This window comes from Parabacteroides sp. HGS0025 (assembly GCF_000969845.1).
Classification (GTDB): domain Bacteria; phylum Bacteroidota; class Bacteroidia; order Bacteroidales; family Tannerellaceae; genus Parabacteroides; species Parabacteroides gordonii.
In genome coordinates this window covers 850,473-863,164 of sequence record NZ_KQ033902.1, presented here as the reverse complement: position 1 = coordinate 863,164, position 12,692 = coordinate 850,473, and the positions used below count along the sequence as shown (strand labels likewise).

At 45.2% G+C, this 12,692-nt stretch carries 11 protein-coding genes; 7 read left to right on the top strand and 4 right to left on the bottom strand.

Going from position 1 to position 12,692, the window contains the following annotated elements; all coding sequences use genetic code 11:
* Positions 1–7: 7 nt before the first annotated feature.
* Both lipA and HMPREF1212_RS03025 read right to left on the bottom strand, forming a co-directional pair.
* Positions 8–853, bottom strand: a complete 846-nt coding sequence (gene lipA / locus HMPREF1212_RS03030) for a lipoyl synthase (RefSeq protein WP_046148385.1) — start codon at positions 851–853, stop codon at positions 8–10.
* A complete protein-coding gene (locus HMPREF1212_RS03025; RefSeq protein ID WP_046148384.1) occupies positions 853–3,027 on the bottom strand; it encodes a S9 family peptidase in 2,175 nt (724 codons plus the stop codon). The genes lipA and HMPREF1212_RS03025 overlap by 1 nt, the downstream gene beginning before the upstream one ends.
* Positions 3,028–3,195: 168 nt before the next feature.
* Here HMPREF1212_RS03025 and HMPREF1212_RS03020 point away from each other — a divergent pair, with 168 nt between their 5' ends.
* On the top strand, positions 3,196–4,128 hold the full coding sequence (locus HMPREF1212_RS03020) for a tRNA modification radical SAM protein MnmL/YtqA (protein ID WP_028728509.1): 933 nt from the start codon (positions 3,196–3,198) through the stop codon (positions 4,126–4,128).
* On the opposite strand, the gene HMPREF1212_RS03015 is transcribed toward HMPREF1212_RS03020, so the two are convergent.
* Positions 4,112–4,609, bottom strand: a complete 498-nt coding sequence (locus HMPREF1212_RS03015) for a DUF4251 domain-containing protein (protein ID WP_046148383.1) — start codon at positions 4,607–4,609, stop codon at positions 4,112–4,114. The two genes, HMPREF1212_RS03020 and HMPREF1212_RS03015, sit on opposite strands and share 17 nt — an antisense overlap.
* Before the next feature lie 378 nt (positions 4,610–4,987).
* Here HMPREF1212_RS03015 and HMPREF1212_RS03010 point away from each other — a divergent pair, with 378 nt between their 5' ends.
* The 6 genes from HMPREF1212_RS03010 to HMPREF1212_RS02985 all read left to right on the top strand — a co-directional run bounded on the left by HMPREF1212_RS03010 (position 4,988) and on the right by HMPREF1212_RS02985 (position 11,754).
* Complete coding sequence (locus tag HMPREF1212_RS03010; RefSeq protein WP_046148382.1) at positions 4,988–7,672, top strand: calcium-translocating P-type ATPase, PMCA-type; 2,685 nt, start codon at positions 4,988–4,990, stop codon at positions 7,670–7,672.
* A 223-nt stretch (positions 7,673–7,895) separates the two neighbouring features.
* Positions 7,896–8,195 (top strand): STAS domain-containing protein, encoded by a 300-nt coding sequence (locus HMPREF1212_RS03005; protein ID WP_028728506.1) that lies wholly within the window; start codon positions 7,896–7,898, stop codon positions 8,193–8,195.
* 21 nt (positions 8,196–8,216) lie between these two features.
* The gene (locus tag HMPREF1212_RS03000) at positions 8,217–8,624 is read left to right on the top strand and encodes an ATP-binding protein (protein ID WP_046148381.1); all 408 of its coding nucleotides are present in this window, start codon (positions 8,217–8,219) and stop codon (positions 8,622–8,624) included.
* A 1-nt stretch (position 8,625) separates the two neighbouring features.
* Positions 8,626–9,747 (top strand): sensor histidine kinase, encoded by a 1,122-nt coding sequence (locus HMPREF1212_RS02995; protein WP_046148380.1) that lies wholly within the window; start codon positions 8,626–8,628, stop codon positions 9,745–9,747.
* Positions 9,740–10,576 carry a sensor histidine kinase gene (locus HMPREF1212_RS02990; protein ID WP_046148379.1) on the top strand — a complete coding sequence of 279 codons (837 nt, stop codon included), beginning with the start codon at positions 9,740–9,742 and terminating at the stop codon, positions 10,574–10,576. Before HMPREF1212_RS02995 ends, HMPREF1212_RS02990 begins: the two co-directional genes overlap by 8 nt.
* A 14-nt stretch (positions 10,577–10,590) precedes the next feature.
* Complete coding sequence (locus HMPREF1212_RS02985) at positions 10,591–11,754, top strand: PP2C family protein-serine/threonine phosphatase (protein WP_046148378.1); 1,164 nt, start codon at positions 10,591–10,593, stop codon at positions 11,752–11,754.
* A 79-nt stretch (positions 11,755–11,833) separates the two neighbouring features.
* Here HMPREF1212_RS02985 and HMPREF1212_RS02980 read toward each other — a convergent pair whose 3' ends face one another.
* Positions 11,834–12,661: a hypothetical protein gene (locus HMPREF1212_RS02980; RefSeq protein WP_028728501.1), complete on the bottom strand. Its 828-nt coding sequence runs from the start codon at positions 12,659–12,661 to the stop codon at positions 11,834–11,836.
* Positions 12,662–12,692 lie beyond the last annotated feature (31 nt).

The following is a 12,692-nucleotide window of genomic DNA, read 5'->3' as shown; positions in this document are numbered from 1 at the left end:
TTCGTTATTAAACATGCTTTTCAGCGTGATAAGAGGAACGAACCAGCGGAGCGCTCTCCACCATACGAAAACCTTTCTCCAAAGCGATTGATTTATAAGTAATAAACTGTTCGGGGGCAACGTATTCGGATACTTGAATATTTTTTCTCGATGGTTGTAAATATTGTCCAATTGTTAATACCGAAGTACCTGTTGCAAGCACATCGTCCATCAAGCAGCAGACTTCTTCCGGGGTTTCCCCCAGGCCGACCATAATGCCCGTCTTGGCTGTTGCACCTTGTCCGGCAATACGCGACAGGACAGACAAGCTGACATCATATTTGGCAGCACTACGAACTTGCGGACTGATACGCCGCACTGTTTCCATATTATGTGAAATAATTTCAGGCCCAGCAGCAACTATCAGATCTACCAGATCGAGACGTCCCTGAAAGTCCGGGATCAGCACTTCGACGGTGGTTCCCGGATTAACCTCCTTGATCGTCCGGATGGTTTCAACCCAATGCCCGGCTCCCATATCCGGCAGGTCATCCCGGTCGACCGATGTTATTACCGCATGTTTTAAATTCATCAGGCGGATGCTTTCAGCTACATTGGCCGGTTCTTTCGGATCCAACGGCAACGGCTTGCCTGTAAGTGTATTGCAAAAACGACAGGAACGGGTACAGATCTCACCGGCAATCATAAAAGTGGCGGTTCCACGACTCCAGCACTCTCCCATATTCGGGCATTTGCCGCTTGTACAGATCGTGTGCAGACAATGAGACTCAACAATACTTTTAGTCCTCGTGAACTGTTCGTTCCCTCCCAGCCGGATCTTCAACCAATCCGGCTTTCTCAAATATTCTGACATTATAAATTATCAAATAAGAAATTAGACATCGAAGTATACAGATGATAACGTGCATTTCCTCCGTAAATACTATGATTATAATCTGGATAAATCTGCATTTTATAATCTTTACCAGCTTCTATCAGCGCTTTTGTATAGGCTATCGAATGCTGGATATGAACATTATCGTCTGCTGTTCCGTGGATCAGCAATAACTTACCTTGTAAGTCTTTTGCCAGACGAACCGGAGAAGTAGCAGCATAACCTGCGAAGTTTTCCTGAGGTGTACGCATATAACGTTCGGTGTAAACCGAGTCATAATATTTCCAGTCTGTCGGAGGAGCAACTGCGATACCGGCCTTGAATGTACCGTTACCCACGCTCATAGACATCAATGTATTGTATCCACCGAAGCTCCAGCCCCAGATAGCAATACGGCCGGCATCTACATACGGCAATTTACCTAACGCCTGTGCAGCTTCCACCTGGTCTCTGGATTCCAAATCCCCCATTCGCAAATACGTACATTTACGGAAGGCTTCACCACGTGCACCGGTTCCACGTCCATCCACACTAACTACGATAATACCTTTAGCTGCCAGATAATGTTCCCAGTCAAAACCATATTTATCCAGCACTTGTTGCGAATTAGGCCCGCTATATTGAACCATTAACACCGGATATTTCTTCGATTCATCGAAATCAACCGGTTTGACTATCCAGGCATTCAGCTCATAATCAGAGGCTGTATGCACTTTGAAGAATTCTTTTTTCGAGAAGGATGTATTTGCCAGTTTTTCTTTCAAAGCAGCGTTATCCTGCAATACCCGTAATTCCTTTTTAGTCTTTGTTTCGTTCACTGTGATCTTTGCGGGGGTGTTCGCATTCGACCAGGTATTAACAAAATAAGCATAGTTATCGCTGAAGTCGGCACTGTTCGTTCCTTCTGCATCCGTCAACTTCGTTTTTACACCTTTTGCGTCTATCTTATAAACGGAACGGCGCAACGGGCTTTCTTCTGCAGACTCGTAATAAGCGACTTTAGTTGCATCATCATATCCGATCAGGCGGGTAACATCCCAATTGCCTTTCGTTACCTGACGCTGCATAACCCCTGTCGGGGAATACAGATAAAGGTGGGAATAACCGTCCTGTTCGCTTACATAAGTAAATCCGGAAGGGAAGAAATGGATGGAAGTCAACCACTCGGAGTCTACATAGCATTTATTTTCGTCACGAAGGATCAGACGCGATACGCCGCTCTTCGGATTTACATAATACATGTTGAAAAGATTCTGCTGACGGTTCAAAGTCATCACAGCCAGTTGATCGGAATTAGTCGTGAAAATAATTCGCGGGATATAACTGTCCGGCTCTACCGGGACTTTCAATTCTTTGATATCTTTTGTCGCTACACTGTAAGAATGAACCGATACTTTCGAGTTGTTCTCTCCGGCTTTCGGATATTTAAAGTTGTAATAGCCCGGATATAAACCGTTGCCCCACATCTGCATAGAATACTCCGGCACTTCTGTTTCGTCAAAGCGCACATAAGTCAGGTATTCGCTGTCGGGCGACCAGGCCATCAGGTTTGTTACGGCAAATTCTTCTTCATAAACCCAATCGGTAACACCGTTCAGTATTTTATTCAGTTCGCCGTCTTTGGTTACCTGTACTTCGGTATCGTAATCAAATTTACGAACCCATATATTATTATCCACCACATACGCACACATACGTCCGTCGGGCGAATAAGTCGGGATCATCTGTTTGTTCTTCGAATCGGATAAAGGCTTTACATAATTACGACGCACGTCATAATCGTAAACCATAGCCTTGAAAGAACGACGATAGATAGGCTCAGTCTCTCTCCAGACCAGAATATGATGGCCGGTAGCACTGATATCGTAGCCATCGAAGTCGTCGAACGTAGATTCGCGGGCTGTGCGGGCATTAAACAATGTGTCTACCGGATTACCTGTACGGTATGAATATTTTATAATCATACTCCGATCTTTGTTCATTGCCGTATAATGCTCACCATCCGGCAGCGACCGCATTTCTCCGATAGCAGTTACCTGACGGTATTTACCATCTGTAATTTCTTTTAAATCTACACGTTTGCTCCCGTTCTGAGCAGATACGCTTCCAATTATCGCCAATGAAAGCAAGAAACCAACACCCAATCGTTTCATGAATACTTTTAATTTTATATTGAATAGGCCGCAAAGTTAGCATTTTATCATGGTAAACCCTTAACCATTAAAGGTAATTTATGTACTGAAGCTGTGATGTCCGGGCATTTTATCATTAAATTAACCACCGGACATTGGTCATTAACCATTATAAATTACCTTTGCCTTATGGAAAACGTAAAGCCTTATAATGATTTCGGAGATTTCCTGCGGAAAGTATTCCCCCATAAAGTACAGAAAATCTCTATCAACGCCGGCTTCACCTGTCCTAACCGCGACGGTTCGAAGGGATGGGGAGGTTGCACTTATTGTAATAATCAAACCTTCAGTCCGGAATATTGCCATACGGAAAAGAGTGTATCCGAACAGTTGGAAGAAGGAATACGTTTCTTCTCCCGCAAGTATCCGGAGATGAAATACCTGGCCTATTTCCAAGCATATACCAATACGTATGACGAACTCGATTCATTAAAAACCAAGTATGAGGAAGCATTGTCTTACCCCGGTGTAGTCGGCCTGATCGTCGGAACACGCCCGGATTGTATGCCGGAAGCTCTACTGGATTATTTCACATCCCTTTCCAAAGAAAAGTTTGTCATGATAGAATACGGACTGGAAAGCACATTGGATAAGACATTGATCCGTATCAACCGCGGACATACGTATGAAGAGTCGGAAACAGCTATCCGCCGGACAGCCGAAAGAGGCATCTATACCGGGGCACACCTCATTCTGGGGTTACCGGGAGAAAGCCATGAAGAGATATTGCAGCATGCCGACCGATTATCCGCTTTGCCGATTACTACCCTGAAATTGCATCAGCTGCAACTGATCCGGAATACCCGCATGGCCAAGGAATACGCCGAGCATCCCGAAGAGTTCCACCTCTATACGGCCGACGAATATATCGACCTGGTGATAGACTTCATAGAAAAATTAAACCCCTCTATTGTGGTAGAGAGGTTTGTATCGCAATCCCCGAAAGAGCTGCTGATCGCTCCCGACTGGGGACTAAAGAACTTTGAATTCACTGCTAAAGTCAATAAGCGTATTGCCGAAAGAAATGCACGGCAGGGACGACTGTTCACTCCTCTTTCTTAGGAGCCAATTCCCCGTAAAACGTGATATTCTGTTTATTCACAGGTGTCACATTTATAGTTGCGGAACCATTCGAGAATACCTGTACACTAAAAGCATACGTATCATCGTCGGTTCGGGCACGAAACTGTATTTGAGCGGTTCCCTTTTTATTAAAAGAGGTTTGATAATCGGTAATTGATTTTTCAAATCGCAACCCGTCACCGCCACCATAAGGGGCTGAATAAGCTCTTCCGAAATAAGGAAGATAAGAGATAGCCGAGTCGCCGCGCATTTCCAGAGAATAGGGAGAGGTCAGATTGAGAGAACGCCCTCCCATAGGTATCGCACGATCCACATTTATTGTAAACCGTTTACTTTCTATTAATTCTTTTACTTCTTTTTCCTTTTGTTCTTTCTTTTCCTTTTTGGTTTGAGCACAAAGGGATTGCCCTGCTATAAGAAGGACAATCCCCAGTAACCAGAATAACCTAACATTCTTCATAACCTTAAATAAATAACACACTGTTTGCCTTTTATATATAAGACAATTACAGAAGCTAAAAGTTTATGGCATATCCGTTAATTTAACGCAATAAAAGGTTAACAAAGTATTACTCAATCAAAGACTTAGACAAGCAGAACAAAATAGAGGCAAACCATAGCCTCAGCACTATAGTGACAGGGGTATCAGGACTATAGTGCTGCACCTGTCAGGACTATAATGTGACAGGTACTCACACTATAGTGCTATCCTATTTAAATGCATATACAGAATCTTTATTTATTCTTTTATCAATTAAGAACTAAACCCCTTGCGTATGTCCGTCAACTTTACGTAATTTGCTGTACATTATAATTCTGAATTGGAATAAACAAATTTATGGAGAAAAAACATCAGTATCAGGGCTTAACCAAACAAGAAGTTGAAGAAAGCAGGCGCCTTCATGGCGAAAACATCCTCACACCTCCCGAGAAAGCCTCTCTCTGGAGTCAGTTCCTCGAAAAGTTCAATGATCCGATCATTAAGATCCTGCTGGTAGCATGGCTCTTATCGATGATTATCGCCGGCGTGCATTGCTGGGGGCCGGAAGCGAAAGGCTTTACCGCTTTTCTCGAACCTATCGGTATATTCTTCGCCATCATGCTGGCATCATGTGTCGGCTTCTTTTTTGAATTGAAAGCCAACAAAGCATTCGATGTCTTGAACACAGTGAACGACGATACATTTGTAAAGGTGATCCGGGAAGGGAATATCTGTCAGATCACAAAAAAAGAAGTAGTAGTCGGCGATATCGTTGTACTGGAAACAGGGGAAGAAGTTCCCGCCGACGGCCATCTGCTGGAAGCCATCTCTTTACAGCTCAATGAGTCTACCCTTACCGGCGAACCGATCATCAGCAAAACGACCAATGAAGCCGAGTTCGACCACGAAGCGACTTATCCTTCCAATGTGGTCATGCGCGGAACAACCGTAGTAGACGGACACGGAGTGATGGAAGTCGAACTGGTAGGCGACGCCACCGGATACGGAAAAGTATACGAAGGTTCTCAAATAGAGAGCGACATTGAAACCCCGCTGCAGATACAATTGAAAGGACTCGCAGGCGTGATCAGTAAAGGCGGATACACCGTAGCCGGACTTACTTTCATCGCCCTGCTGATAAAATTGTTCCTCTCTTCTTCCGGTATGCCGGTAATGGATCTGATCTCCCATATACTGAACATCTTTATGATAGCAGTAACACTGATCGTTGTATCCGTCCCCGAAGGCTTGCCGATGAGCGTAACCCTCAGCCTTGCCCTGAGCATGAACCGCATGCTTAAGACAAACAACCTCGTTCGTAAGATGCATGCCTGCGAAACGATGGGCGCTACCACCGTGATCTGTACCGACAAGACCGGGACATTGACACAGAACCAGATGCAGGTCTACCAGACTAATTTCTACAACCTGAAAGACCAGCAACTGGGCGACGACGAACTAAGCAACCTGATCAAAGAAGGTATCTCGGTAAACTCTACCGCCTACCTCGACTTCTCGGAAGATAAAGTAAAAACATTAGGTAACCCGACCGAAGCGGCCTTATTGCTCTGGTTGAACAGCCAGAATCAGAATTACCTGACATTAAGGGAAGAAGCTCCGGTTGTGGATCAGTTGACCTTCTCCACCGAACGGAAATATATGGCAACGGTAGTCAAATCGCCGTTGCTGGGTAAAAAAGTATTATACGTTAAAGGTGCCCCCGAAATTGTCCTGGCCAATAGCCAACGGGTAGCTACCGACGGTACTTACAAACCGGTAGATACCTGCAAAGCCGGTATCGAAAAACAACTGCTGGATTATCAGAACCAGGCCATGCGTACGCTTGGTTTTGCATACCAGATCATTGAAGACGGACAAGACGAGTCGTTCTTCGTTAACGGCCGTCTGCACAATACCGATCTTACTTATTTAGGCATCGTCGCCATCTCCGACCCGGTTCGTTCGGATGTTCCGGCAGCCGTTCAAAGCTGTTTGAATGCAGGGATAGATGTAAAGATCGTAACAGGCGATACACCGGGAACAGCCAAAGAGATCGGCCGTCAGATCGGCACATGGAAACCGGAAGACACCGACCGTAACATCATTACGGGCCCGGGCTTCGAAGCATTGACCGACAAAGAGGCGCTCGACCGCGTACTGGATCTGAAGATCATGTGCCGTGCCCGTCCTACCGACAAACAGCGTCTGGTGCAGTTATTGCAGAAGAAAGGCGCCGTTGTTGCCGTAACCGGCGACGGAACCAATGATGCCCCCGCCCTGAAAGCAGCCCAGGTAGGTCTGTCTATGGGAGACGGAACATCGGTAGCCAAAGAAGCCAGCGACATCACGATCCTCGACAACTCTTTCGGAAGTATCACGCGTGCCGTTATGTGGGGACGCTCTCTATACCGCAATATCCAGAAGTTCCTGCTTTTCCAGCTGACTATCAATGTGGCAGCCTGTCTGATCGTATTGCTGGGCTCCCTGTTCGGTACCGAATCACCGCTTACCATCACCCAGATGTTATGGGTGAACCTGATCATGGATACATTTGCCGCCGGTGCACTGGCTTCACTTCCTCCTAACGAACGGGTGATGAAAGACAAGCCCCGCCGTAGCGGAAAGGATGGTGACTTTATCATCACCCGCCCAATGGCTTACAACATCTTCGGAGTAGGTATTGCTTTCGTGCTGATCCTGATGGGAGTATTATACTATTTCCATGCACAGACGGGATTGACTCCGCACGACCTGTCCTGGTTCTTCAGTTTCTTCGTCATGTTACAATTCTGGAATATGTTCAATGCCAAAGCATTCATGGAAGGCCGTTCGGCATTCGCCAACCTGAAAGAGAGCAAGAGCTTCCTGTTCGTTGCCCTGCTGATCCTCATCGGCCAGTACCTGATCGTCACATTCGGCGGAGAAATGTTCAATGTCGTACCGCTGTCACTGAAAGACTGGGGGATCATTATCGGTTCCAGCTCACTGGTTCTTTGGATTGGTGAGATTGCACGCGGAATTAAACGGTTGACCTCCCGATAAGAAGCTTTTATAAAGGTAGCTACCTCGACCATCAAAAGGTAGCTACCTCGGCAATCAAAAGGTAGCTACCTCGGCAATATCAAGGTAGCTACCTTGTGCTACTTAAGCCAGCATCGGCCAAAGGTGTCGGGAAATAATTAAAAACGCTTACAAAAAGTAGTACAAATAACAGGAATAATATTTACATTTGCTTACTTTGCAAACAGAGCAAACACATTGTAATATGGAAATAGAAATAAAACATGGAACAGAGACAGTAATCTGCCTTTCCGGACAATTGGACACGCTAAGCTCACCCGATCTTGAAAAAGAGATCACAGCGATTCTTGAAGGTGATGCAAAGAAAGTAATACTGGACGGCAGCAAACTTACCTATATCAGTAGTGCCGGCTTGCGGTTGCTTCTCATTCTGCAAAAAAGAATGAGTCAAAAAGGAGGTAAATTCGTGTTGAGGAATATCCAGGACAGTATTATGGAGATATTCAGAATAACCGGTTTCATCTCTTTCCTCACCATTGAATAATAAGATTCAAACTCCGGTAGAATGACCAGCACATTACATATTAAGAATGATCCGGAACAACTTGCGCTCTTGTATGATTTTCTGGAGCAGCAAGCAAGCAACTGCGGATTTGATGCAGCACTGCTCATGCAGATAAAGCTGGCAATGGACGAGGCTGTAACAAATGTTATTCAATACGCATATCCCGGTTCGGAAGGGGATATATGCATCGATATGGGGTGCGATAACGGACAATTGAAAATAGTCATAACCGACAACGGCATCCAGTTTAATCCGCTGGAAAAACAAGAGCCGGATATTACACTTTCATTGGATGAACGCCCGATCGGCGGACTCGGTATCTTCCTGGTAAAACAGCTGATGACGGATGTCAGGTACGATCGCTCCGAAGGAAAGAATATATTAACAATGACCAAAGAAATTCAGTAATATGGCCGACTTCGATATCAAAGAAATAGCTTCCCTCAAAAGACAGTTGCGCATCATAGAAAAGCTGACGCTGGTTGGCTGGATCCTTATAATTGCTGGTCTCTACTACGATTGGGAGACGGTCCCCGGTCTGGCTATCGTCGCAGAGATCGTACTTTATATCCTGAAAGGACGCCTGCGCAAAAAACTGAAGCAAAAGGAATATCTTGCCAAGATAGTGGAAGAACGTACTATCGAACTACGCATCCAGCGGGATCAGGTACTGAAAGAATCCGAAAAACTGTCGAAAGCACTGGATGCCCTTGCCGAAGCACAGGACGAACTGGTACGGAAAGAGAAGCTGGCTACCGTAGGACAGCTGACCCAGGGACTGGTAGACCGTATCCTGAATCCCGTTAATTACATCAATAATTTTGCCGGCCTGTCAGCAGACCTGATCAAAGAGTTGAAAGAGAACATAACGGACGAGCAGGCCGTTATGACCAAAGAAATCTATGAGGACAGCGTCGAAATACTCGACATGATAGAAGGCAACCTACAAAAGATCAATGAACATGGCTGCAACACCGTGCGTATTGTCAAAGCGATGGAAGAACTGTTGAAAGACCGCCGTGGCGAAGCTACTCCAACCGATCTGGGCGATCTGTGCAAGGTCAATGTAGATGTCCTCAACAAATTATTCAAAAAAGAAATTGAAGAGAACCGGATACAGATAAATATAGAATCTCCGAAAAAGCCGCTCATAGCAGAAATCGATATCGAACAAATGAACAAAGCGCTAGGCAGCATTCTTAAAAACAGTATCTATGCGTTGCTCCGGAAGATGCAAAAACAAAGTTTCTCCCCCGTTATCACGATAAAACTGGAGGAGAGAGCCAACAACACTGCATTTATCAGTATCTATGACAACGGGATCGGTATCGAAGACAATATCAAAGACAGGATATTCGAACCATTCTTTACCACCAAACCCTCCGCCGAAGCAGCCGGTGTCGGGTTGTATCTCTGCCGCGAAGTTATCCTCAACCACCAGGGTTCGATCCTGGCAAAAAGCGAGAAGGATAACTATACAGAATTCTTAATTACAATTCCTATCAGTCAAAAAAGGATCAACAATGAATGAGAACACCCAAAAAGAGATTGAAAATCTGAGGAAACAGATCAGCCAGCAGGAAAAGATGGCTTCCCTCGGATTATTGAGTGCCGGCATTGCACATGAAATACAGAACCCTCTTAACTTCGTGATCAACTTCAGCAAAGTCTCGCAGAAGTTGCTGAAAGATATGCAGGAAGTGTTGGACGAGCTTGGAGACGTATTGCCGGATGATTCAGTTGAAGAGATCAAAGAGATCATGTCTGACCTGGAAGGTAATATGAGCAAGATCGAAGAGAACGGCAACCGTGCTTCGAGTATCGTGCGCGGCATCCTGCTCTACTCACGCGGCAAAGACGACGAATATATCCCGACCGACCTGCAACAACTGACCAAAGAATATGTCTGGCTTTCCTATCATGCAGTCAGGGCAAACAACAAAAGTTTCAATGTCTCCATACAGGAAGACTATGCCAACGGCCTGCCATTGGTGAAGATCATTCCGCAGGATTTCAGCCGTGCCGTGCTCAACCTGATGAACAACGCGTGCTACGCCGTATTCAGTAAATCGAAAGAGGCGACCGGCACAGCCTATCAGCCGACTATCAGGATATCCTTGAAAAAAGAGGGCGACCGTATCAACCTGGCGATAGAAGACAATGGACAGGGTATTTCGGAAGAGATCAAAAAGAAGCTCTATACACCTTTCTTCACGACAAAGCCGATCGGTGAAGGTACCGGCCTCGGATTGTCGATCACTAAATCGATTATCGAACAAAAACATAACGGTACGATCGAGATGGATACCCGTCCCGGCGAATATACCCGTTTTACTATTTCTATTCCTATCCAACAATAAGAGAGACAAAAGTCATGGCTATAAAAATATTAAGTGTAGACGATGAATTAGACCTGGAAAGGTTGCTTACCCAATACTTCCGCCGCAAGATAAAGAAGGGAGAATATGAGTTCTATTTTGCGCACAACGGACTGGAAGCACTTCAAATGATGCTTGTCCAACCGGATTTCGATGTGATACTAAGCGACATCAATATGCCGGAAATGGACGGACTAACGTTGCTTGCCAAAATAAACGAAATGCAGAATCCGGCTCTTAAATGTATCATGGTTTCAGCTTACGGGGATATGGAAAATATCCGTAGCGCCATGAATCAGGGGGCATTCGACTTTACGACCAAGCCGATCAATCTGGAAGACTTGGAACGTACCATCGAAAAGGCTGCCCAACAGATCTCTTTTATTAAAAAGGCACAACAGGAACATACGCAACTGGAATCTATCCGCAACGACCTGCATATCGCCCAGGAGATCCAGCAAACGATCCTGCCGAAAACATTCCCCCCGTTTCCCGAACTGAAATCGTTCGATATCTATGCCTATATGAATGCGGCTAAATATGTAGGGGGCGACTTCTACGATTTCTTCCGCATAGACCAGGATCGTTTGGGCTTCGTTATTGCGGATGTGGCAGGCAAAGGTGTTCCGGCAGCTATCTTTATGGCGATCAGCCGGACGGTTATCCGGACAATAGCCCTGACGGAAAACTCGGCAGCCATGTGTATGCAGCGTTCTAATGCATTCCTCTGCCAGGAAAATACCAATGAAATGTTCGTGACTGTATTCTACGGAATTCTGAACCTGAATACCGGTCTTGTCACCTATTGCAATGCGGGCCATAATCCGCCTATCCTGATGAAGAAAGACAATACAGTCGTATCTGTTCCGTTGACAAACGATTTCATTCTGGGAAGCATAGACAATATCACTTATCACGAAAAAACATTGCAACTATCGCCGGGCGACAACTTACTGCTCTATACAGACGGGATAACAGAAGCTATGAATACCCGCCACGAGCAATACAGCGAACAGCGTTTACTGGAAAACTGCCAGGAGCTGATTGGAAAAAGCCCGAAAGAGATTGTTGATAAAATAACAGAAACGGTAGGTAAGTTCGTTGTCGGAGCGGTGCAATCGGATGATATCACCTTGTTATCTATTACCTATCAGGGATAAATAAGATTTTACAGAGTATAAAAAAGGAGATGTTCCAATCGGAACATCTCCTTTTTTGCTATACATTATATATATGTACTTATTTCAGTAAAGCATCACGGATACCCATGATCTCTGCATTAGCAGCTCTGGCTTCCTGGATAGAACCTACTTTTGTCTTCAACGGGCTGAGGATTGTACCCAACTGTTGCAGGTCAGGATAGTAAGAAGCCAAGTCGGCTACTACTTCTTCCAGCATAGTCACACGTTTCAGCATATTCTCAGAAAGTCCGGCAGATGTAGCATCTCCTTTAACAACCAATGTAGGATTAGCTAGCAGGCAAGCATATTCGGCAGAAGATGCACCCAGGATTTCAATCTGTACGTCGATCTTATTTTCTGCAGCCATCTTGTCGATGATCTTATCTTCCTGTGCATTCATGAAAGCCTGCAATTGCTCTTTAGTTGCATCTTTCGGAGCCTGTTCTTTCAAGATATCCAGAACGAAAGAAACATTCAGGTCGGTAGCCAGCTTAACGATAGCTCCTTCTACTTCTGCTGTAGACTGACCGATGGCTTTCAATACGTTGTAATCAGCCATATACATACCGAGTGCACGTGCTTTCAGAGTGGCTGTGCTCAGTTCTGCAGCTTTGGCAACGGGTAACATATAAGTCAAATCCGCCACTTTCACCTGAATTTCACCGCTGGACAAACGATAAGGAATTTCCGACTCCGGCATATCAGCCAAAAACTTAACAGTTTCCTGTTTTACTTCCTCTGTTAACAAATCTTTGGGAGCTTTACCGGCTATAACGGCAGCTTCTTCCGTTTTCTCGGCATCATTCGATTTCTTAGCACCATTGCAGGAAACCATGCCTACCATTAATGCGGCTATCGCAAGCACGCTTAATACACTCTTTTTCATGTTACTTTATTTAATAATTTATATTCCAGCT